General features: G+C 27.9%; 23 protein-coding genes and 1 riboswitch. Of the genes, 2 read left to right on the top strand and 21 right to left on the bottom strand.

Features of this window, described 5'->3' with window-relative positions; translation table 11 throughout:
- The 12 genes from BN2920_RS06250 to BN2920_RS06195 all read right to left on the bottom strand — a co-directional run bounded on the left by BN2920_RS06250 (nt 1) and on the right by BN2920_RS06195 (nt 10,860).
- Nucleotides 1-831, bottom strand: coding sequence for an ABC transporter permease (locus BN2920_RS06250; protein ID WP_058294152.1), 831 nt, complete (start codon nt 829-831; stop codon nt 1-3).
- 583 nt (nt 832-1,414) lie between these two features.
- Nucleotides 1,415-1,696, bottom strand: a complete 282-nt coding sequence (locus BN2920_RS06245) for a hypothetical protein (RefSeq protein WP_058294151.1) — start codon at nt 1,694-1,696, stop codon at nt 1,415-1,417.
- Nucleotides 1,697-1,729: 33 nt separating this feature from the next.
- Nucleotides 1,730-2,572: a PTS system mannose/fructose/sorbose family transporter subunit IID gene (locus BN2920_RS06240; protein ID WP_058294150.1), complete on the bottom strand. Its 843-nt coding sequence runs from the start codon at nt 2,570-2,572 to the stop codon at nt 1,730-1,732.
- Between the two features lies 1 nt (nt 2,573).
- On the bottom strand, nt 2,574-3,422 hold the full coding sequence (locus BN2920_RS06235; protein WP_058294149.1) for a PTS mannose/fructose/sorbose/N-acetylgalactosamine transporter subunit IIC: 849 nt from the start codon (nt 3,420-3,422) through the stop codon (nt 2,574-2,576).
- Nucleotides 3,423-3,440: 18 nt separating this feature from the next.
- On the bottom strand, nt 3,441-3,935 hold the full coding sequence (locus BN2920_RS06230) for a PTS sugar transporter subunit IIB (protein ID WP_058294148.1): 495 nt from the start codon (nt 3,933-3,935) through the stop codon (nt 3,441-3,443).
- 13 nt (nt 3,936-3,948) lie between these two features.
- Entirely contained in the window at nt 3,949-4,377 is a 429-nt protein-coding gene (locus tag BN2920_RS06225; RefSeq protein ID WP_058294147.1) for a PTS sugar transporter subunit IIA, read from the bottom strand.
- 297 nt (nt 4,378-4,674) lie between these two features.
- The gene (locus BN2920_RS06220; RefSeq protein ID WP_058294146.1) at nt 4,675-5,481 is read right to left on the bottom strand and encodes a Cof-type HAD-IIB family hydrolase; all 807 of its coding nucleotides are present in this window, start codon (nt 5,479-5,481) and stop codon (nt 4,675-4,677) included.
- Nucleotides 5,481-6,242 (bottom strand): DeoR/GlpR family DNA-binding transcription regulator, encoded by a 762-nt coding sequence (locus BN2920_RS06215; protein ID WP_058294145.1) that lies wholly within the window; start codon nt 6,240-6,242, stop codon nt 5,481-5,483. Before BN2920_RS06215 ends, BN2920_RS06220 begins: the two co-directional genes overlap by 1 nt.
- Before the next feature lie 311 nt (nt 6,243-6,553).
- Complete coding sequence (locus BN2920_RS06210; protein ID WP_058294323.1) at nt 6,554-7,864, bottom strand: ABC transporter substrate-binding protein; 1,311 nt, start codon at nt 7,862-7,864, stop codon at nt 6,554-6,556.
- Nucleotides 7,854-8,537: a response regulator transcription factor gene (locus BN2920_RS06205; RefSeq protein WP_058294144.1), complete on the bottom strand. Its 684-nt coding sequence runs from the start codon at nt 8,535-8,537 to the stop codon at nt 7,854-7,856. Before BN2920_RS06205 ends, BN2920_RS06210 begins: the two co-directional genes overlap by 11 nt.
- Complete coding sequence (locus BN2920_RS06200; protein WP_058294143.1) at nt 8,515-9,855, bottom strand: sensor histidine kinase; 1,341 nt, start codon at nt 9,853-9,855, stop codon at nt 8,515-8,517. Before BN2920_RS06200 ends, BN2920_RS06205 begins: the two co-directional genes overlap by 23 nt.
- 30 nt (nt 9,856-9,885) lie before the next feature.
- Entirely contained in the window at nt 9,886-10,860 is a 975-nt protein-coding gene (locus BN2920_RS06195) for a sugar ABC transporter substrate-binding protein (RefSeq protein WP_058294142.1), read from the bottom strand.
- Between the two features lie 308 nt (nt 10,861-11,168).
- On the opposite strand from BN2920_RS06195, the gene BN2920_RS06190 reads away from it, so the two are divergent.
- On the top strand, nt 11,169-12,848 hold the full coding sequence (locus tag BN2920_RS06190; RefSeq protein WP_058294141.1) for a M3 family oligoendopeptidase: 1,680 nt from the start codon (nt 11,169-11,171) through the stop codon (nt 12,846-12,848).
- 113 nt (nt 12,849-12,961) lie between these two features.
- Here BN2920_RS06190 and BN2920_RS21655 read toward each other — a convergent pair whose 3' ends face one another.
- The 7 genes from BN2920_RS21655 to BN2920_RS06160 form a co-directional block, all read right to left on the bottom strand.
- Nucleotides 12,962-13,117, bottom strand: coding sequence for a hypothetical protein (locus BN2920_RS21655; protein ID WP_159115738.1), 156 nt, complete (start codon nt 13,115-13,117; stop codon nt 12,962-12,964).
- Between the two features lie 135 nt (nt 13,118-13,252).
- Entirely contained in the window at nt 13,253-14,041 is a 789-nt protein-coding gene (locus BN2920_RS06185; protein ID WP_058294322.1) for an ABC transporter ATP-binding protein, read from the bottom strand.
- Between the two features lie 10 nt (nt 14,042-14,051).
- Entirely contained in the window at nt 14,052-15,101 is a 1,050-nt protein-coding gene (locus BN2920_RS06180) for a FecCD family ABC transporter permease (protein ID WP_058294140.1), read from the bottom strand.
- Nucleotides 15,102-15,116: 15 nt separating this feature from the next.
- Nucleotides 15,117-16,061: an ABC transporter substrate-binding protein gene (locus tag BN2920_RS06175; protein ID WP_058294139.1), complete on the bottom strand. Its 945-nt coding sequence runs from the start codon at nt 16,059-16,061 to the stop codon at nt 15,117-15,119.
- Nucleotides 16,062-16,095: 34 nt separating this feature from the next.
- Nucleotides 16,096-16,303, bottom strand: a riboswitch (cobalamin riboswitch).
- Between the two features lie 200 nt (nt 16,304-16,503).
- Complete coding sequence (locus tag BN2920_RS06170) at nt 16,504-16,845, bottom strand: hypothetical protein (RefSeq protein WP_058294138.1); 342 nt, start codon at nt 16,843-16,845, stop codon at nt 16,504-16,506.
- The gene (locus BN2920_RS06165; protein ID WP_058294137.1) at nt 16,838-18,760 is read right to left on the bottom strand and encodes an OPT family oligopeptide transporter; all 1,923 of its coding nucleotides are present in this window, start codon (nt 18,758-18,760) and stop codon (nt 16,838-16,840) included. Before BN2920_RS06165 ends, BN2920_RS06170 begins: the two co-directional genes overlap by 8 nt.
- Before the next feature lie 373 nt (nt 18,761-19,133).
- Nucleotides 19,134-19,640 (bottom strand): GNAT family N-acetyltransferase, encoded by a 507-nt coding sequence (locus BN2920_RS06160; protein WP_058294136.1) that lies wholly within the window; start codon nt 19,638-19,640, stop codon nt 19,134-19,136.
- A 684-nt stretch (nt 19,641-20,324) separates the two neighbouring features.
- On the opposite strand from BN2920_RS06160, the gene BN2920_RS06155 reads away from it, so the two are divergent.
- Entirely contained in the window at nt 20,325-21,371 is a 1,047-nt protein-coding gene (locus BN2920_RS06155) for a serine hydrolase domain-containing protein (protein WP_058294135.1), read from the top strand.
- 182 nt (nt 21,372-21,553) lie between these two features.
- On the opposite strand, the gene BN2920_RS21255 is transcribed toward BN2920_RS06155, so the two are convergent.
- The gene (locus BN2920_RS21255; protein ID WP_157065761.1) at nt 21,554-21,727 is read right to left on the bottom strand and encodes a hypothetical protein; all 174 of its coding nucleotides are present in this window, start codon (nt 21,725-21,727) and stop codon (nt 21,554-21,556) included.
- Nucleotides 21,728-22,172: 445 nt separating this feature from the next.
- Nucleotides 22,173-22,475 carry a protease inhibitor I42 family protein gene (locus tag BN2920_RS20905; RefSeq protein WP_276325916.1) on the bottom strand — a complete coding sequence of 101 codons (303 nt, stop codon included), beginning with the start codon at nt 22,473-22,475 and terminating at the stop codon, nt 22,173-22,175.
- Nucleotides 22,476-22,493 lie beyond the last annotated feature (18 nt).

Genomic DNA, 22,493 nt, shown 5'->3' with positions numbered 1-22,493 from the left:
TTATGAAACACCTCTCTTATCCATTTTTGATGCTAAGAAATTAATTCCTTTAATAACTATAAGAGTTGTAACTATCATTATAGTTGCTACTACTGCTGCTCCTTGCCAGTCACCAAGAGTCATTGTCTTTTGATATATAAGAGTTGCTAAAACAGTATTTTTATTTCCTCCTAATAATTGTGGCGTAGTATATGCAGTTAAAGAACCTGTAAATACTAAAACTGTTCCAACAATTAATCCTGGTAAACTTAATGGAAATACTACTTTAAAGAAAGCTGTAACTTTATTTGCACCTAAACTTTCAGCTGCTTCTAATAAATCTTTTTCTATATTTTCCATAACACCTATTAGTGAAATAATCATTAGTGGTAAGAATATATATACTGTACCAATTATTATTGCGCCTTCAGTATATAACAAAGATAATGGTTCATTAATTAAATTTAGCTTTAATAATATGTTATTTATAACTCCATTTTTTCCAAGTATACTCATCCATGCAAATGATCTAACAACTGAGTTTGTTAATATTGGGAAAACAGTTAAAGCTATAAATAAACCTCTAAACTTTTGAGATGTTCTTGATATGTAATATGAAACTGGTACTCCTATAATCATACATATGATTGAAGATACTAATGATATTTTTAAAGTTCTATAAAATATATTCATCATATATTCATCTTTAAAGAAATCTGTATATAATTTCAATGAAAAACCGCTATCATCATTAAAAGTTGGAATTATTGTTCCAAGAAGTGGCGTTATCATGAAGTATAAAATCAATATTAAACATGGTATAAACAGAAAATAAATCCATTTCTTCTTCATTTGTTAAATCTCCTCTTTAAAATAATATTACGAACATTAATTTTATTTTACAAGTTAAAATACGTGTTTATTTTAAACTTTTCAAGTAATGCCTGCCAATATTTTTTGTAGATTTCTATCATATTTAAAAATTTTAATTTAATTTAGTTTTATTTAATATAAAAACATTTAAATAATTTTACCCTTAAATATAATTATTTTGTCAAAATTGAGCAGTATATATAATTAAATCATTATTTTTATAAAGATTCGCTAGAAAGGTTTTTAATATAAAAAAATCGCCAAGGCGACTTCCTAACTTTTTCCTCTCAAAGAAATAAATACATTAACAGTCAATAACTTTAATTAAAGTTATTATGAGCCGTCGATTTTTTTAGCGCATTCTGGATTTTCTGAACTTGCCGAAGAAAAGTCCAGGCGCATATATTTTATTCTTTAGGAAACTTTTCTTTTATCTTCTTCTAAATTACAAATTAAGTTATCCACATATTAAAAGATAATATAATTTCCTAAAGAATAAAAATAGACTATGTTTTAGTCTATTTACTAAAACATAGTCTCATAAATAAAATTCATATTATATTTATAGTTGTCCTACTATTTTTAAAATTTTTTTTACATTCTTTTCGCCATTTTTTATTCCCATATTAATAATTATTGATGAAATTGTACACACAATCATAATAATTATTCCTATAACTCCAAAAGCAAATTGTAATGTAGTTCCTTGAATTCCCCAACAAGCTATAACTAAACCTATAGTTGAAAATCCCATAAAGTTTCTAAGCCACTTTTTTAAATTTTTCAATACCTTAACTTGCTTATCAGCTTCATCTATTAACAATTTCTTCTTTTCATTTAACATATTATAGCCTCCAGCTCTGGATATATCTCTAAATTAGTATTGTAATCCAGGGTTAAAGAATCCTACAAGTACTCCTATAAATGCTATTACTACAAGAATAAGCATAACTTTTGTAGGTGACATTTTCTTTTTGCTCATTAAGAACCAGCAAAATATTACTGTTAATAGTGGCAATAATTTAGGGAAAATACCATCACATACATTTTGAAGATCAATAATTATCCCGCCTTCAGAATTAAACATTTTAAATGAGGTTGTTACACTTATCCATGATGCAGCAACTGCTCCTATAACTATTGTTCCAAGCATAATAACTGATTCACGTATAGCATTTGCTTTTTCACCAACTATAATCTCAACTGCTTTTCCACCTAATTCATATCCTTTGTAATAAAGAAATCTCATCCCTAAAGTAATAACTAAATTCCATACAACAATATAAAATATTGCACCTAATGGTGATCCATTTGTTGATAGACCTAAAGCTATACCTAATAATATTGGAATTAATGTACCTACAACAAGAGAATCTCCTATTCCTGCTACTGGTCCCATAAGTCCTGCTCTAATACCATTAATCATTTCTCCATCTATATTATCATCACCATTAGCTCTCGCCTCTTCAAGACCTGCTGTAATACCAACTACAACTGTACCTAATTGCGGCTCAGTATTAAAAAATGCTGTATATGTTTCAAGTGCTTCTTTTTGTTCTTCCTTTGTATCATATAAGTCCTCAATTATTGGAAGCATTGAACATAAATATCCGAATGTCTGCATATGCTCTTGAGAGAAACAAGTTAAATGTCCATAATACCAATTTCTAAAAGATTTCTTTAATGCCTGTTTAGATATTTTTTTATTACTTTCAGCCATTTTATATCTCCTCCTCATCATCATATACTGCATTTCCTCCACCGGAGGCTACTGGCTTTGCAATTTGAATCATCTTAATTTTATAATTAATTACAGCAAAGAAACCTCCTACTATTGCAGATCCAATTAAATTTACTCCCATAAATGCTGCTAAAATGAATCCAAATAAAAATGTAAGCATATCTGTTGCTTTATTTACAACTTGCTTTAATAATATTGCTATACCAACTGCTGGAAGCAAACTTCCTACAGTAAATAAAGTTTTCATAGCTAGTCCATCCATAGGCAATGTTGTTTTTATTATATCAACCATATTAGCACCCATCTTAGTGATAATTAATGTTGGGATAAAGCTAAAAAGTATGTGTGAAACCCAAGGTAATATCATATCTACAGCATAAAGTTTCTTGAAATCACCTTTTTCAACTGCTTTCCAGCCTATATGCTGCCATACTAAGTTCATAGTAGCAGTTCCATAAAAAAGTACTGTTCCAAGTGTTCCAACTGCTGCTCCTAAAGCTGCTGCCATTTGAGCAGCTTCAACTGTTGAAGGATCAATTCCAAGTCCTTTTATTGCTGCTATTGATAATGGAATTCCTATATAACTTATTGCACGAACATCAGCTGATACTGTTCCACCTGGTGTTACTAATGCTATATATATAACCTGAATAGCTGCACCAACCATAATACCTGTTGAAACATCACCAACTATTAATCCAACTATTAATCCTGCAACTAATGGTCTTCCTAAAGTATAGTTTCCTATTGCTGTACCTCCCATACCTGGCATACTTGCTAGACATGCAAGTAATCCAAATAATATTGCCTGAATCCAAGTAATTGTCATTTACACCATCCCCCTTTATTATTTAAATCCAAATTGACCTCTAAATTTTTTCCAATTTCCAATTGCTTCTTCTTTTAATAATGCAAATTCAACATTATAACCAGCATTCATAATCTTTTCTAAAGCTTCTGCTTCTTCTTGTGTAATTGATTGATTATTACCAAGTTTTATTGAACCTGGTCTATCATTACATGGACCTATAATAACTTCTTTAATTCCTGGTTCAAATTTATCATCTACTAAAATTTGAGCCATAGAAATTGGATCTTTTGTTATTAAAAAATAACGGCTTTTACTTTCCATTACCTTTTGGGATTTTTCTTTCCATTCTTCATGCGTCCATACAAAAGTCTTTTTCCCACTCGCACTTTTGTATGCTGCTTTTAATACAGGTGTATGTGCAGCTTTATCATTTACAGCTATTAGTCCATCACAAGGATATTCTAATGCCCAGCGTGTGCATGTTTGACCATGAATCATTCTATCATCTACTCTAATAAATGAAATTGACATAATTTATTCCCCCTTAAATATCATCATCATTTCCATCTGAATCTAATTCAAATTCTTTTATAGATTCTTTTGACTCTTCGATTAGTACTTGTTTAAATTCATCTTGTTTTAGAACATCTTTCATTAATACTGCATTAAGCGCTAATGATAAATTCATTCCACCAAAGACCATTGTGTTTTTTAACATATCTTTTTTACTTAAAACATTTAAAGTTGTTGTTAGTGGTGATCCACCTATAAGATCTGCAAGTAATATTATTTGGTCCTCTTGAGTAATTTCTTGAACTAGTTTCTCAACTTCACCTTCGAATCTCTCTACAGTCATACCATTAATTAAATTAGTGCTTAAAATATCATTTCTATCACTTCCAGCCATCATCTCTAACACGCTATGCAGTCCATTTGCAAAAGTTCCATGACTTACTAATAACACATACTTCATATTTCATCCCTCCCCTTAAATATAAATTAAACATTTATTTGTTTGATTAAAGTGTAACAATTTATTAGAACGATTACATGTGTCTATAGTCATCGTTTTCATATTACATTTGTCATGATCATAATGATAAATGTAATATGAAAAACTTTTCTTCCCTATTATTCATCAAAGAATATACTATCTTCGTATTTAAAATATTATATTTCTTACATAATGTAGTTATAGATTTATCTTTATATAATAATTTAGAGTATAAAAATAGCCTTCTTAAAATTATAAGATGGCTATTTTTATATACTATTTAAAACTATATTTTTTTAATACTTCAAATATACCCTCATTGTTATTATCTAATGTCACATAGTCAGCTTGCATCTTTACTTCTTCTGGAGCATTTCCCATGGCATAGCTTTTTCCAGTAGTTTTAAGCATATCTATATCGTTATAGTTATCTCCAAATGAAATAGAATGTTTAATATTTATATTCATAGAATCACATAATATTTTAACAGCATCAGCTTTATTAGCCTGTCCCTCCATTATTTCTAGATAAGTATCCTTGGACTTGTAAATTGAAAGCTCTGGATATTTTTCTTTTAATTTATTTACAGCCTCATTAATAATATCAGCATCTCCTATACATAGTATCTTATGAATTTCTTGATTATTTTCTAATACATCTGTAAGTTCTCCTATTATTGGAATTGCTTTAGTTATCTCACTTTCTTGAATGATCCACTTATTTTTTATATCATCAGCAATCCAATTATTATATGAATAGACACTGCAGCAAATATCTTTCCAGTTATCTTTTACATATTTTTTAACTTCAATGGCTTTACTTACTTTAATTCCCCTACTATCAATTATTTTGTTTTCTTCATCTATTATTAGACCACCACTATAACATACGATTGGTGATTTTATATTTAAAGCTTTTTGAACTAGATAAATACCTTCTGGCATTCTTGCTGAAACCAAAACAAATGGTATACCTAAATATTCAAGTTCTTTAATTTTCTTATTAGTATTTTCGCCTATCTTATTCTCGCTAGTTAAAAGTGTTCCATCAATATCACTAAATACTATCTTACATTTATCCATTATATATCCTCCTCCAATATCTCAATCTCCACATTAGCTTCTTTTAAACTTTCTACAATTTCTTTAGGTGGCATTTTATTTGTAATTAGTATATCTATATCACTTAGTCTTGCTCCTTTAAACTTGCTAGTCTTTAAAAATTTACTATCATCAGCTACTACGCATACTAAATCTGATCTTTCTGAAACCTTCTTTTTAATATAAGAATCTTCTTGATCTTCAACATATATTCCATCTTTTTGAATTGCTGCAGCACCTAAAAACGCAATATCAAAATGAATATTTTCTATTTGTAATATTGTAGCTGCACCATAAAGAAATCTGTTATTCTTATTAAGTTTTCCTCCGAGTATATTAACATCACACTCTTTTTTATAAAGTCGTTCCATATTGTCTATTGAATGAGTAACCACATAAATACCATTTTTAACATAATCACATATCTCATTTAAGGTTGTAGATACATCAAGAAAACAAACCTGTTTGTTTTTTAAGTGATTTGAAGCTTTTTTAGCTAACTCTATTTTTACTGATGAATTCATATTGATTCTTTCCTTATAGTATCCTATTTCAGAAAACAATTCAGGTATTGTAATTCCACCATGTGTACGCACTGCCACCCCCTCATCAACAAGTTTTAATATATCCCTTCTTGCAGTATCCCTAGATATATTAAATTTCTCCATAATTTCTTGATTAGATAAACTCTTCTTTTCTCTTAATAGTTTTAAAATTTTGTATATACGTTCTTCTTGATACATTATTATCACTCCTTAAAAGTGCTTATATTTATATTAATATATTAAGCGTTTTTAAGTATTTTTTCAATATATATAAGTATTTATAAGTATAATTTTGATATTTTAAGTATTTATAAGTGATATATTGATTTAAATACGATTCTTTAATCATAATGTATCTTTATTAAATTCCTATAACACAGTCTTCTTCATAAACTATATCTTTGTATTTACAAAAAAGCTCATCAGATTCTTTAGATATATATTTTTATAAAAAAATCCAATGAAGTTATATTTTATAATTAACTTCATTGGATTTTCTCATACAAACTTTAGTTTCTTAAAATATTATTTACTTCACGCTGAAGCTTTGATAAAAGATAACTTAAATTATCGTCCTCATCATTTATAGCTTGATTTATCATATTATCTGCCATATCCATTACAGAATTATATTTTCTAAACCTTGGTGAAACAATTCCACTTTCCATTATTTCATTTAACAATGTCATATCAATATAACTTCCATTAGGTGTACTTTTACTAAGCTCCTCTATGACTTCTTCTGAATTTGTAACATTTTTTAATACTGATACTCCTTGAGAATACTTGAATATTTCTTTTTGTACGTCTTCATCATAAGTTAATGTCTTTAAAAATTCCCATGCCAGCTGTTCTTTCTTTGTCTTAGAATTAATACCCATAAGCAGTGTAGTAACTTCTGATATATTTTCTCCATTTTCACCTGCTGGCAGCTTAATACAATCCCATTCAAATCCAGAATATTTTTTTATCTTCCATGGGTAAGTCTTATATGTAGTATATTCTGAAAATAATAAAGGATGAAAGGCTACTTTTCCATCATCAAAATCTTTTGATGTTACTCTATAGCCATTATTAAGCTTATCTAATTTCTGTATAAAGCTAACTGCTTCTTCAACTTTTTTATCTCCAAAATATGATTTTGTTCCATCTTCATTGAATAAAGTCACTCCATTCGAATATATAGCATCCTCCCAAGTATAATCATAATATCCAAATTGATCTATTATCCCATCATTATCAGTATCCTTAGTAACTTCTTTGCATATCTTATAAAATTCATCAAATGTCCAATTATTACTTGGCATCTGTATCCCTTCATTTTCTAGCAGAGTTTTGTTAACAAACATCATAGTTGGTACACTTTCATAAGGTAATGCAAATTGATTTTCTTCATATTGTCCAAACTTATAAGAAGTATTATAATATTTATTTTTATCAAACTCCTTATCCTTTTGAATTAATTTATTAAGATTCTCCATTGCACCAACATTAGATAATGTATTAAAATCTTCTGGCAAAATCATAAATACATCTGGTGCAGTTCCTTTTAGAAGTTCACTTGATAACCACTCTGAATAATCTTCCTTCATTATTCCATTTACATATTTCACTTCTACTCCTGGATTTTTTTCTTCAAATCTTTTTATAGCATTATCTATTATTTCATATGAATTACTATAAGGAACATCCCAATTACTCCCTGCAAACATTCCAAAAGTTATAATTGTTTTCTTTTGTGATGCTTTTAATACTATAAAAAATATTATTACCAAGAATATACAAACTAGTAATCTAAATATAAATCTTCTATCTTTCATATTTATCACCGAAATCTCTAGTGGTTACGCCTGTTTCTACTGCCCAAATAGCCAATTGAGTTCTATCTCTTAAGTCTAATTTATTTAACACCTGACTCAAATAGTTTCTTACAGTTCCTTCTGATAAAAATAATACTTTTGCTATTTCTTTGTTTGATAATCCTCTTCCAACCTGCTGTATAACCTTCCATTCTGTCTTTCCAATTGTTTCGATGTTCTTTTTATTCACCTTTATTCCTAAATTTCCCTTTGCAAGTTGTGAGAATAACTTAACTACCTTTGTAGCAATATCTGGATTTATCATTGCACCACCTCTAGCTACTGTATGTATACCTTCTATTAATTCCTTCATAGAAACCCCTTTTAATAAGTATCCACTAGCTCCATACTTAATTGCATCATATATATATTCATCATCATCAAAAGTTGTTAATACTATTATTTTTATATCATGATACATTTCTTTTATTACTTTTGTACACTGAACTCCATCCATTTCTGGCATACGGATATCCATTAATATAACATCCGGATTATTTCTTCTTACACTCTTAATAACATCTAAGCCATTGGAAACAATATCAATAACCTCTATTTTTTCATCTGAACTTAATACAATTTTTAAGCTCTCTCTTATTAATTCCTGATCATCAGCAATCAATACTTTGACCATATATATCACCTCGTCTAATTGGTATATTAGCTATTATAGTAAAACCGTTTTTACTACTAAATTCTATACTCCCATTTAATAATTCTACCCTTTCCTTCATATGCTGTAAGCCAAATCCACTTTCTATTTTTTCACATCCTATTCCATTATCCGTTACTATTAAAACTAAGTCATTTTCTCTTTTATATATAGTTACATAAACCTTTGTAGCATGTCCATGCCTTATTGCATTTGTTATACTTTCTTGTATTACTCTATATATAGCATCTTCTTCATCTGAATCAAATTTAAGGTCATCCATTTGATTTTCTAATATTATATTGCATTTAGAAGCATCTCCTATTTCAAATATCATCTTTTCTATTGCTTCTTCAAATGATAGATTTTCTAGCACATCTGGTCTAAGAGCTTTTACCGACCTTCTTACATCATTAATCCCTTGCTTGGCTACTTTTCTTATAACATCAAGCTGTTTTTTAACACCTTCTGGCGAATAATCTATAATTGTACTACATGCATCTATACCTGCAATTATGCCTGTGAGAGAATGTCCAATAGTATCATGAATTTCTCTTGCAAGCCTATTTCTCTCTCTTGTTTCTGTCATTTTTTCAGTTTTACTTGCATAATCTTTAAGTTTTATATTCATTATCTTAAGCTCACTATTAGCTTTATTTAATTTATCATTAAGGACTTTTATCCTTTCATTTTCATCACTTTGTATTCTCATAAGAATAATTACATACAATATAAAACTCATTATATTTATTGATGTAAGCATACTTTTTAATCCTAAAATATAATTTTGAATTCTAGTGTTATAATAAACTAAGTACTTTGAAAATGAAACCATACTAAATTTTAGTGACACAAAATCATAATCACATAAAATATATATAATAATCATAATACTTAAAAATATTAATTTATTATTTCTATCTTTTACATGATAAATTATATCTGCAATTACCACTAGAATTATGCCGTTATAGCTCATATTTAACGCATATAATACTACTGAACATAAGGCTAACTCCATAGTAGAAAACAAGATTATTACACCTAGACGTTTTCTTTCCTGTTTTTCTTTTAATTGCATAATGATTAAAAGTACTATATATGTGATTATTGAAATTATAACAGTAAGATTAGGCTTCATTGGCAAAGTAGGTATTTGCTCTAAAAATTCTCTTGATCCACTAGAATTACTTATTAAATAAGTACTATACGCCATAGTTATAGAGATAAAAAGAATTATTAATAAATTCAGCCATTTCATAAAATAACCAATATACGATAATATCTTATTCCATTTCATTATACTGCTCCTTATTACTATCTAATTTTCTTACTGCCATGCATCTATTTTATATTTATCTATATTCTCACTGTTTATAATCTCAACTGGAACAATTATTTTCTTCTCTATAGAATTTCCTTTAAATATTTCGTATAATTTTTCTGCTGAAATTCTCCCAATATTCTTTGGAGATTGTGCTACTGTAACAGTCATTCTGTTATCCTCTATCATTCGCTTTCCATCTGGAGATCCATCAATTCCATAAACCTTTATATTTTTTATATTCTTTTGTTCTAAAGCCATAATCGCACCTAGTGCACTTGGATCATTCAATGCCATAATAACGTTTGCATCTGGTGCTTTAGCTAGTAAGTTTTCTACAACAGGCATTGCTGTTTCTAATTGTCCATCACAGTTACTTCTTGCAACTATTTTATAATTATTATTATTTTTAATTGTATCTTCAAATCCTTTAATCCTGTCTATAGCTGATTTTGCTATTGTATGCTCTAATAAAATTATATTAGCTTCTTCACTATTTTTCATTAAATCTTTTGCACATTCTACACCAGCATTATAATTATCAGACAAAATGGTACAATCTATTAAATTTTCATCATATACATCTGTATCTATTGCAATAATAATGATTCCTGCCTTTTTTGCATCTTCAAGAGCTGGCTTTATCCCTATCCAATCAACTGTATTTATAAAAATTGCATCCACTTTCATATCTATAAAGTCATATATTTCTTCAATTTGTTTGTCTAAATTTAAAGCTGGATCTCTTGTTATTAAAACATCACCTTGTTCTTCAACTATATAACGTATTTCTTGATTTATGACTTTAAAATAAGTATTATTCATAGTCATATAAGTTGCACCAATTCTTCTTTGATTTTCTACTCCATCAGCAGAATATATGCCATCACTATCAATATAAATAAAAATACCTATTGTGCCTATAAAAAACATGAATATAAGAATAATAGCTATTAGTGTTCTTCTATACTCCCTTATCATATCTCCCCCCACTATTTTCTAAAAACTCATTACAATACAACTATATATTATCTCATTTTTTCTATTAAATCCAGTTTATCACAATATATTCTATTTAAGTATATAATAGAAATACTTAATAAAATGTAGTATGACAATTGTATATCAATTTTATATAATAAAATCAAAAAATTATCTAATTAAAGAATCTCTCAATTTGATTTAACCTTTTATCAGACAGAAACATGTAATATATATAATTAATTGAATCATATGAAATAAAATCATATAATCAAATAGAAGTAAAGAATATTTAGGAGGGAACCAACATGGAAAAAGGTAATTTTAAGTTAGGCAGTCTACCTTATGATAGATTCACAATTGAATCCTTCGAAGCTGAAGGCAAAAATATTTTAAATAAATTTAAAGAGGTAAATTCTGGAGAAGAACAATTTACAGTTCATAGAAAATATTATGAATTAATAGAAAAAATGGCTACAACAAGAATTTTAGTACAATTAAGATATGATGGTAATGTTACTGATAAGTTCTATGAAGATGAACAAAATTATTATGATTCAATATGGCCTAGAGTTACAGCTTTCGAAACTGAATATAAAAAAGAATTATTCAATACTAATTTCAGATGTTATTTGGAAGAGAAGATAGGAAAGATCGCCTTTAAAGATATAGAATTTGATTTAAAATCTTTTGATGAATGTATCATTTCTCTAAAGCAAGAAGAAAATACATTAATTTCTGAATATAACAAGCTTCTAGCAGAAATTAAAATTGATTATGAAGGTGAAAAATTAAATCTTTCTCTTTTAGGAAAATATTTGACTAATAAAGATAGAAATATAAGAATATCAGCCACTAAAGCTAGAAGTCTAGAGCTTTCAAAAATCAAAGATAAGTTAGATGACATTTATGATAAAATGGTCAAAAACAGAACTGAACAAGCTAAGAAATTAGGCTATAAAGATTATGTAGAACTTGCTTATTACATTATGGGAAGAACTACTTATGGAATAGAAGAAGTAAGAAAGTTTAGAAATCAAGTCAAGAAATATTTAGTTCCTTTTGCAAGTAAATTACATGATGAAAGAAGAAAGAGATTAGAATTAGAAAACTTAGATTCTGTTGATGAAGGAATTTATTTTAAAGAAGGAAATCCAACACCTATTGGAACTGCTGATGATATTTTTAGAGCTGGAAAGAAAATGTATAGTGAATTATCTGAAGAAACTAATGAATTCTTTAATTTCATGTTAGATCATGAACTTTTTGACGTACTTGGCAGACCTAATAAAGCTGGTGGCGGTTATATGGAAATGCTATTTACTTATAAAGCCCCAATAATTTTTGCAAACTTTAATGGTACAAGTGGAGATATAGATGTTATAACTCACGAATGTGGCCATGCATTCCAAGGATTTATTACAAGAAATGATGAAATTAGAGAACATAACAATATAAAAATGGAAACAGCTGAAACTCATTCAATGTCTATGGAATTCTTTACAGAAAAGTGGATGGAATTATTCTTTGGCAATCGTGCTGATGATTATAGAAAAATGCATTTAGAAGATGCTATAGCCTTCATTCCATATGGCTGTATGGTAGATGAATTCCAAGAAATAGTTTATTCTAAGCCTGAACTTACTAAAGAAGAAAGAAGACAAGTTTGGAAAGACTTAGAAAAACAATATAAACCTCATTTAAAATATGAAAATGATGAATTCCAAGGAGAAGGGCGTAGATGGCAGCTTCAAAAGCACATATACATGTATCCATTCTATTATATTGATTATTGTATAGCTCAAACTTGTGCTTTACAATTTAAAATTAAAATGGATGAAAATTATGAAGATGCATGGAATAAATATTTATCCTTTTCTAAAGAATCTGCAAAAGATAGTTTCCAAAATATGCTTCATCATATAGGATTTAAGAGTCCTTTTGAAGATGGATACATGAAAGATTTAGTGTCAAAACTAGATAAATAAATTTAAAATAATTCCAATATAGAATCAATTATAATTATTCTATAGAATAAATCCTATAAAAAAAGTATAAATAGGCAATTTTGTTTTACTCCACTGTCTATCTATACTTTTATTTATTTTATTAAAACTAAGCCCTTACTTCTCGCACAAGTACATTCTCTTGGTTCCTCTGAATGTAAACATTGATATTTGATCTTTTTAGGTGCTTGAATTTCAACTTTCTCTTTTATGTTATTTAATTTATTTTCTTCTTTACCTATTTTGACCACTTCCTTTTATAGCATATTATGATTATATAATAGTAATTATTATTAATCAATCATTTTCCATATTAAAATAAATTTATTCAAAATGCTAATTATTAAGTGTTATCTAAAAACTATTAAATCTAATTATAATTTAGATCATAATATAACAGGCATAAAAAACATCTGCTTTTTATTTTCAACTTTATGAATTTCAAAATCCATTTCATATACTGCCTTTAAGTTTTCTTTTGTTAAAACATCTTCTACAAAGCCATTTGCATAAACAGAACCATCTTTCATCAAAACAATTTTTCTGCAATAAGCTGAACTTAAACTCAAATCATGTAATATTGCAATAATTGTCTTGTTTTCTTCTTCGTTTAATTTTTTTAATGTCTCCATTAATTCAACTTGATATCTAATATCGAGATGAGAAATTGGCTCATCTAAAATCAAGTATTTTGTATCTTGAGCTATTGCCCTTGCTACTAATACTCTTTGTGCTTCTCCTCCACTTAAATAGGAAAATACTTTATCTTTTAAGTAAGTGCAATTAGTGACTTCCATAGCATGATCAATAAGCTCCCTATCTCTTTTAGATAAATCCTGGAATCTCTTTTGATACGGAGTCCTTCCCATAGAGATAATATCATAAACTGTAAAATTCACATCCATATTAACATTTTGAGGTACAAAAGAAATATTAGTTGCTATTTCTTGTCTAGAATATTTATTTATATTTCTATTATCTAAGCAAATACTTCCTTCCTTTATCTCTAAAAATCTAAGAATATGACGTATAAAAGAAGTCTTACCTGATCCATTTGGTCCCAGAATACCATAAAATCCCCCTTCATGAAAATCTTCTGAAATATTATTTAATATATAATTTTCATTATCAGGCTTCCAGCATAAATTATTTACTGATAAAGTTTTATCTTTCATTTTCAACATCTTAAAACCTTCCACTTTTTGTATTACGATAAAGTAAATATATAAAATATGGTGCTCCAAATACTGCAGTAATAACCCCTACTGGTATTTCTGTAGGTTGTGCTATTGTTCTTGCAATAGTATCACAAATAACCATAAAACCAGCACCACCAAAATAAGAAAATAAAATTAAAAATCTATGATCTGATCCCACAAGTAATTTCATGCAATGTGGAATTATCAATCCAACAAATCCTATTGTTCCACTTACAGATACACCGGATGCTACTAAAAGTGCACATATTAATATCAAAATATTTTTTAATCTAACTGTATCTATTCCTAAGCTACTTGCTATATCATCACCAGTCAAAATTACATTTAAGTCTCTGCCAAACATAAATATAGTAGTAACACAAATTACTGATATCACCGTTAAGAATATAACCTTATTCCAATTAGCTGAACTAAAACTTCCAAGCTGCCATAAGTACACTTTTTCTAATTGCTCCCTATTATAGATCATAAGTAAAGATATTAATGCACTCAGCATTGTTCCTATAGCTGTTCCTGTTAATAACAAATTTGTAGTCATAAATTGTCCACCTAAACAACCAATTTTATATACTAAAAGTACTGATAAAACAGCACCAACAAAGGCAAAAATACTAGTTATTCCTAGACCAAAAAAATTCAATGTAATTCCTGATAAAATAGCCAAAGTTGCTCCAAGGGATGCTCCTGATGAAATCCCAAGTATATGAGGATCTGCTAGAGAATTTCTAAATATTGCTTGGAAGGTGCACCCCACCACTGCAAGGGCTCCTCCAACAAGAGAAGCCTGCAATATCCTCGGTAGGCGCACCTTCCAAATAATAACTTCATATACTTCTTTTATATCTGCTGTATCTATCAAATTATTTATAATTGGAATTTTAGAAAGTATAACTTTAAAACTATCGCCAATTGTAATAGATGATGATCCAACAGACGCAGAGGCTAATATACATAGGAACAAAAAAATACTCAATATAATAACATAAAAACAATACTTTTTTTTCTTTGCTTCCACTCTATTATCCTCCTATTATTTAAATGCTTCTGGATGGAATATTTCAGCTAATTTTAATAATCCTTCTGAATTACGGTATCCTTGACGATCTAATAGATTATTGTCAATTTCATATACTCTACCTTCTTTAACAGCAGTTAATTCTTTATATCCTTCTGTAGACATAAAGTTTTCTTTTTCACCTGCTCTTACGACTATAATATCTGGGTCTGATTCTAATAATGATTCTAATGAAAATGACCAGCTATCTGATTCTGGTACTATATTGTTTCCACCAGCTAATTTTATAAGCTGACCTACAAATGTATTTTCTGGTGCTGAGAAGTCTCCACTTTCTCCATATCCAACAACATAATATACACTCGGCTTTTCTAATTCAGAAACAGTTTTTGTAACTTTATCAATTGAAGCTTTCATTTCTTCTACTGTCTCAGTTGCTTCTGGCTGTTTATTTAATGCTGTTCCTAATGTCTCAATCATACCATATACACCAGTAACATCATTTTCTTCATATAAACCAATCACTTTAATACCTGCTGCTTCAAGTTTAGCTGTATTTTCTTCATCAAAATGTGTAGAAGCAATAACTAAATCTGGTTCTAATCCAATTATCTTTTCAATATCTGGTTTTCTTAACGTTCCAATAGATTCTACATTCTCTACTTGCTCTGGATAATCACAATAATCTGTTCTTCCAACTAATTTATCTTCTGCTCCAAGTTTATATATAATTTCAGTTATATTGGGAGCTACAGAAATAATCTTCTTCGGTTCTTTTTCAAGTGTTAGCTCTTTTCCAAACGAATCTTTAATTTTAACAGGATATGATACCTTTTCTGATTGAGCTGATTCCTTTGCATTATTTCCACCTGATACATTGCTATTTCCACAACTCATTAAACCTATAGACATGACAACAAATAATAGTAATACCGAAACTTTTTTTAATAGTTTATTCATTTTATCTCCTTCTTGTTTTCTCCCGCCCAAAGAAGAACACGATTTAAGTTATGGCAGGTTTCCTGACTTAAGAATCATATTACTTACCAAATTCCTTCTCAAGCTTAATGCTCAATGGTAAATATAATTTTGGCTTTCATCCTCTCTCACAGTAGTGGGGGCTGCTATGGAATCTCACCATATTCCCTTTTAACTTCTAAACATTATGTTAATATAGAAGCACCATACTAATACGCAATTTATTATATATACCTCTTTAATATATTTCAAGGATAAATAATTTTATTAACTTTGAAACATAAATATGAAATTCATATAGCTGCTGTATTATCAGTATCTTATAAAATAAAGCACGTTAAAAGAATATATATTTTTAAATTCTTATATTCTTTTAAAAAAACACACATCACTATAAAATGTGCGGTTTTCAATAAACTATTTCTCACTCTACTTCTTCAATATACTTACAATTAATGTATATATGATTTAGAAAAATAAATAATCTTTCATAAAGCGGATATATTTTTTCACCAAATCTGCCTTCTAAAATCTCACCTATTTCTTTAACAGTTTTGATCCCATCAATCTGCATAAATACTTCACTGCTATATTCATCTAACATTATCTTTTTATACATAGGAATTTTAAATCTTAACCTTCTAAAAAACTTCTGTATTTTATGATCTTGCTTTTCAAGTACAGTAACTCGCCTGTTTTTATCTACTTCATATTTAATATAGTCACATATTTTAAATTTTAAGTTTAAAACTTCATCATTATTCATTGTTGTTCACCTTAGATAACATGATTGGTATTGTAGTAGCTACAACTAAAATTACTAATAAAAGTATAGCCATCATATTACTATCAGCAAATCCTAATGGAGTTTTAGGTGTTATAATCCCAATTACTTGTAATACAATTCCTAACAATCCTATTATAGATCCACCTGCAACAAGCCCTGATGATAAACTTATTCCATTTGATACCCTAATTTCTTTTTCCTTTTCACTTTTACTCATTTTTTCAACAAATACCCTTATTAAGGCTCCTACTAATATTATAGAAGTTGTTGATATAGGTAAATAAAATCCTATAGCAATAGTCATTATTGGTAAATCCAATAAGAATAAAAATAATGCCATAACAACACCTACTATAATCATAGGCCAAGGTAAATCACCTGACATTATACCTGAAGTTAATGTAGACATTAAATTGGCTTGAGGCAATGCAAATTGTGCATTTACTCCTGTAACCGCTAATTGTCCTGAAAGTACCATTATTGTTCCTGTAACAACTATAACACCTATTATACTTGCTATTGCAAAGGAATTTTGCATTTCTTTTTTACTTCCACCTATTACATATGTCACTTTTTGGGATTGACTATATCCACCGGCTACTGATATTGCTACAACCATAAATGCAGCAAATAAAAGTAATGATTTATTATCAGCTTTAGTAGTCCATCCCATTATAACAAATACTAATGTTAATATAACTAATGAAGCTATTGTCATACCTGATACAGGAAGATTTGATGTTCCTATTGTACCAGTTAAACGTCCAGCAACAATTACAAATAATAAGGATAAAATTAATGAAACAATCACGGCTATTATAGCCATTGTAGTACTTTGAGAAACTATAAATGCTGCTATAAATGCTATTATAATTCCTCCTAAAAGTACCATGATTTCACCTGAACTCTTTCCCGAGTTTTTATCACTTCCTGATTTTGCTTTGAATGTTTCTTTCAAAGAAATAAATATAGTAGGTATAAGCTTAATAGCTCCTATTATACCTCCACAAAGCATCATTCCTGCTCCTATATACTTAACATAACTTGATGATATTGCATTTACATCCATTTGATGAAGTAATATTGTAGCATCATTCCATGTCTGCATATTACGATCTGCCAAATCAGTGAAATAACCTATCAATGGAGCAATACCAAAGTTAGCTAAAACTGAACCTGCAAACATATATAAAGATACTTCTAATCCTACAATAAATCCTATACCTAATAATAATGGATTTACTTCAGTAGAAAACTTCCACTTATAAAACTTACTTCCTATAAAATTAATAGTATTATTAATTACATTTAAAAATGATCCTGTTAAAATATTTATAATACCACTTATTACAAAACCAATTCCCATAAATTTTATAGCATCTCCGCCACCTTCTGATGCAACAAGAGTTTCAGAAATTGCCATTGATTCTGGATACATAAGCTTTCCATGCTCTTCAACTATTAAGTAGTTATAAACTAATGATAGACAGCCTATACCAAATAAAGCTCCACCAATCCCTACGCTTACTCCTTCTAAAAAAGTAATATTCCTTCCTATTAATATGATTGCAGGTAACACAAAAATCATACCACTTGCTATAGATTCTCCACCACTTGACATTCCTTGTATTATGTTTTTTCCTGCAACTCCTTTGCTGCTTGCAAATGCCTTTATAAACATTGAACCTATTATAGCACCAGGTATTCCTGCTGCAACAGTTAATCCAGATTTCATGCCTGAATAAGCAGTAGATGCTGCAAATAGAGCTGCTAATATTATTCCTATTATCATTACTGCTAAATTTGATCCTTTATTTGATTTTCCAGATAAATATGGAACATATTCTTTTCCATCTACTCCGCCATAAGCTTCTTTAGGTAATTTGTTGTTCATAAAATATTCTCCTTCTTTTGTTTTATTAATCCAATTATATTTAGTATATCCATTTTATTATTTAAAATAATTTAACCTTCTATTTTTTATAAAATAAATATAAATCTTCACAATCAAAAAATAGTACCTTTTCAGCCTTATGACGCTTAAAGAAACATTGTATAAAAATTTTGCATGATAAATAATATGGAAATTAAAGAACCCCACAAAAATCTTATATTTAGATTTTTGTGGGGTTCATATTTATAGAAAAAATGTTCTTTAAAATCATCACTCTTAAATTATAATATATTTAATAATTTACTATACTTGAATAATTCTATTAATCTTTAGACGTAATATTTAAAAAGATTCATTAATATAAATAATACAACTAGGAAGCAATTTTGAAAAACATTTCTTTAGTTATTTGATATTCGATTTCTCTATCCAATTCTTTAGCTTCCATAAATCCTATTCCTTTAAATAAATTTCTTGATCTATCATTTGTTTTTTTGATTTTTGCAATAACCTTATTTGTTCTCATATCAAAAAACGCTTTTTTTAAGGCTTCAATTACAGCATCGTGACCTATACCTTTTCCCCATAACTCCTTTTCTCCAACTGCGATTACTATTTCAATATCCCCATTTTTAGGGATTAATCTTAAAAAACCGATTGTTTCATATGTGGCTTTAATAGTAAAAAAACTGCAATTATTATTAAATAAATGAGTTAGTATAGGCATATCTATTCTGTTTATAACATTAATTAGATTCTCTTTAGCATTTACACCTTCATTTAAGTTACTTGCTATTTCTTTATCGCTAAGCCAATAAGCCATTTTTTCTGCATCAGATTTATATACTTCCTGACTTAGCTGAATACTAATCGTTTCCACTAGTTACACTCCTTAATCTATCTATTCTCTTTACGAATATATTATTACTGGACCGGCCTTACATACATATTACTATCAATATGGCAATAAGTAAAAATCTATATTGTTTATTATTTGAGTTTGGCTTATTTTTTAAATGTTTCTCTCAACTTTTTACTCTTTTTCTATACAAGTTATATTTTCCATTTTTAGCCTTTAATTTCCTTTTAAAGTTATTAAAAGGATTTTTATTACATAACTAATTATCAATATTTTATAATGAAGCTTTCAAATTCTATTTAAAATATTATCTATATTATAGCTGTACGATTTCAAGTTATATTTGCATTATAATCTGTGATAATTAGAATATTTTATATTTGTCTATTAATATAATTATTTATTATATTAAACTGAAAGATGAAATCACAATTTCCGATAAATAATTTATATACATGCCAACTTCGTCTTTAGCTTCTTTGTATAACAAATTCTGATATAAACTTTAATGCAATAAAGTATTTAAAATATGAATACTTTATCTAAAATTTTTTTAAAATCTCTTTAATTTTTCTTATATTTCATATTTTTTTAAATACTCATTGAAAAAAATTTTAAATCATATTATTCTTCATTGTAGTGGAATGTTATTATTCTGCAATGTTCCGGAACAATTATTGTATTAATAGAAAGGGATTTGATAAAATGAAAAATTCAAATTGTAATTATACTGCGGCTCAATGGCAAAGTGTACCTCCTTCTAAGGTAGATATAAATGAAGAAACGCTTTTAAAGCTTGATCCTATTATACGTTCACAATATAACAATATAAATGGAATTATTATTGTGCATAAAGGAAATATTGTTCTGGAGAGATATTATAATGGATATAGAATTAATGATAAATTTCATGTAGCATCTATAACTAAAAGCATTTTAAACGCCTTAATTGGTATTGCTATAGATAAAAAATATATCAAAAGTATTGAAGAACGAGTACTTGATTTCTTTCCAGAATACACATTTTCATCACATGATGAACAAAAAAATAAAGTTACGCTCCATAACCTTCTTACCATGACTACTCCATACCCATTTGAGGATTGGAAAGAACCATTAGACAAGCTATGTACTCAAGCCGATTGGGTAAAATATACTCTTGATTCCCTAGGAGAAGATGGTGAGATTGGCAAGTTTAAATATTCAACAGCAGGAGCACATCTAATTTCAGCTATAATTACACGTTCTACAGGAAAGTGTGCACGAGATTTTGCAAATGAATACCTATTTAAACCAATCGGAATTAAACCAATTTCAGATTACAAAGTAGATAAATTTGACTATGAATATTTGTTTGGCAAAAAATTAAAGGGATGGCCTCATGATCCTAATGGTAATTCTACAGGTGGGTGGGGACTTAACCTAACAACTAGGGATATGGCTAAATTGGGCCTCCTATATTTAAATAACGGTATTTGGAATGATAAACAAATACTCTCTAAAAATTGGATTAAAGAATCAACGACTATGCATGAAGGAGAAAATGATTTTATGTCCTATAAATATGGCTATTTATGGTGGCTTCAAAAAGATGACGTTTTTTCATATTCAGCTATAGGAGATGGAGGTAATATGATTTGTTGTATACCAGAAAAAGATTTGGTAGTAGCAATTTCATGTGAAATAATTCCGCAAACAAATGATAGATGGGAACTTATAAAAAACCATATTATTCCATTTATAAAAAATTAAGATTTATATTAATGTAAATAATATAAAACAAAAAAACTACTATCAATCAGAGATTAATAGTAGTTTTTTATAATTATTAAAAAATCTTACATTATAGTATACTTAATCAAATAAAAAGTCTTTAGTATAATATGTTAATATTCTTGTAAAAATAATCATTTATATATCTATAATTCATTTTTCTAGTTCAATCCTGCTGCTGCTTTACGATTGCTTATTTCCTTTTTTGCTCTATCTATATAGCTATTTATCTTACTTCTTTCTGAATCACTTTTTGCATTTTGTAAATTATGTTCATAAACTCTTAAAATTTCATTTTCATTTTTAATATCTATTTCTGCATTCATTTTATTCATACTGATTACTTCCTTCTTTAATTTAATACTATTTTATATAATAATAAAATTTCATAAATTTCATTTTTACTTATATTAAATAATACTATTTATATAGTAAAAACAAAGTTTAATATTGATACAATAATTATATCTTTCGATTCTAAATATATGCATTTATAATTTCCATAGCTTTCGATATTATATCTAATATATTTTCTTTAAATATTTTTTTCGCCTCCTGGATATTATTTGCATCTATTTAAACTAATTCTTTGCACTATACTATAACTCTATTTTTGTTAAACACCTCTTTTTAATACATCATATTAACATAGGCAATACTTTTTATGATTAAAAAAATGTATATATTAAAGTCCTCAGATGATAATTATTAGATATCTCTTTCTATTAATTATTATAGCACTTTTATCTTTATTTGTTAAGAAACAACAATAATTATATTCTATATATAAAGTAAGATAACTAAATATTTTTCTTTTATAAAAATATTTAGTTCTTTATCAACTGTACAGATATAAGTCTTTATTTCATATACTTTTTCTTTCTCCCAAGGCTGACTATATCTAAAAGTAATTTCAGTTGTACCTTCTTTTAAAGCCAAGAACTTCCAAGTGTATATTCCTCCAGAACCATATAATCCATTATTATTGGTAATATACTCATCATAATCTTCATTTATAATACCATCTGTCTTAGTGCTATATTCCCAGCCACAGCTTGCTATTGGGTTTCCTTCAAGACTTATATTTATTTCGGTTAGCTA

Origin of the sequence: Clostridium neonatale, assembly GCF_001458595.1 — a bacterium.
GTDB lineage: Bacteria > Bacillota > Clostridia > Clostridiales > Clostridiaceae > Clostridium > Clostridium neonatale.
Note: the sequence above shows the minus strand (reverse complement) of the source record. Positions and strands in the feature narration are given on the sequence as shown.

Bases quoted from the DNA above. Each gene is read 5' to 3' on its own strand.
- BN2920_RS06250 (WP_058294152.1), bottom strand. From the start codon at position 831: ATGAAGAAGAAATGGATTTATTTTCTGTTTATACCATGTTTAATATTG.
- BN2920_RS06245 (WP_058294151.1), bottom strand. From the start codon at position 1,696: ATGTTAAATGAAAAGAAGAAATTGTTAATAGATGAAGCTGATAAGCAA.
- BN2920_RS06240 (WP_058294150.1), bottom strand. From the start codon at position 2,572: ATGGCTGAAAGTAATAAAAAAATATCTAAACAGGCATTAAAGAAATCT.
- BN2920_RS06235 (WP_058294149.1), bottom strand. From the start codon at position 3,422: ATGACAATTACTTGGATTCAGGCAATATTATTTGGATTACTTGCATGT.
- BN2920_RS06230 (WP_058294148.1), bottom strand. From the start codon at position 3,935: ATGTCAATTTCATTTATTAGAGTAGATGATAGAATGATTCATGGTCAA.
- BN2920_RS06225 (WP_058294147.1), bottom strand. From the start codon at position 4,377: ATGAAGTATGTGTTATTAGTAAGTCATGGAACTTTTGCAAATGGACTG.
- BN2920_RS06220 (WP_058294146.1), bottom strand. From the start codon at position 5,481: ATGGATAAATGTAAGATAGTATTTAGTGATATTGATGGAACACTTTTA.
- BN2920_RS06215 (WP_058294145.1), bottom strand. From the start codon at position 6,242: ATGTATCAAGAAGAACGTATATACAAAATTTTAAAACTATTAAGAGAA.
- BN2920_RS06210 (WP_058294323.1), bottom strand. From the start codon at position 7,864: ATGAAAGATAGAAGATTTATATTTAGATTACTAGTTTGTATATTCTTG.
- BN2920_RS06205 (WP_058294144.1), bottom strand. From the start codon at position 8,537: ATGGTCAAAGTATTGATTGCTGATGATCAGGAATTAATAAGAGAGAGC.
- BN2920_RS06200 (WP_058294143.1), bottom strand. From the start codon at position 9,855: ATGAAATGGAATAAGATATTATCGTATATTGGTTATTTTATGAAATGG.
- BN2920_RS06195 (WP_058294142.1), bottom strand. From the start codon at position 10,860: ATGATAAGGGAGTATAGAAGAACACTAATAGCTATTATTCTTATATTC.
- BN2920_RS06190 (WP_058294141.1), top strand. From the start codon at position 11,169: ATGGAAAAAGGTAATTTTAAGTTAGGCAGTCTACCTTATGATAGATTC.
- BN2920_RS06185 (WP_058294322.1), bottom strand. From the start codon at position 14,041: ATGAAAGATAAAACTTTATCAGTAAATAATTTATGCTGGAAGCCTGAT.
- BN2920_RS06175 (WP_058294139.1), bottom strand. From the start codon at position 16,061: ATGAATAAACTATTAAAAAAAGTTTCGGTATTACTATTATTTGTTGTC.
- BN2920_RS06170 (WP_058294138.1), bottom strand. From the start codon at position 16,845: ATGAATAATGATGAAGTTTTAAACTTAAAATTTAAAATATGTGACTAT.
- BN2920_RS06165 (WP_058294137.1), bottom strand. From the start codon at position 18,760: ATGAACAACAAATTACCTAAAGAAGCTTATGGCGGAGTAGATGGAAAA.
- BN2920_RS06155 (WP_058294135.1), top strand. From the start codon at position 20,325: ATGAAAAATTCAAATTGTAATTATACTGCGGCTCAATGGCAAAGTGTA.
- BN2920_RS21255 (WP_157065761.1), bottom strand. From the start codon at position 21,727: ATGAATAAAATGAATGCAGAAATAGATATTAAAAATGAAAATGAAATT.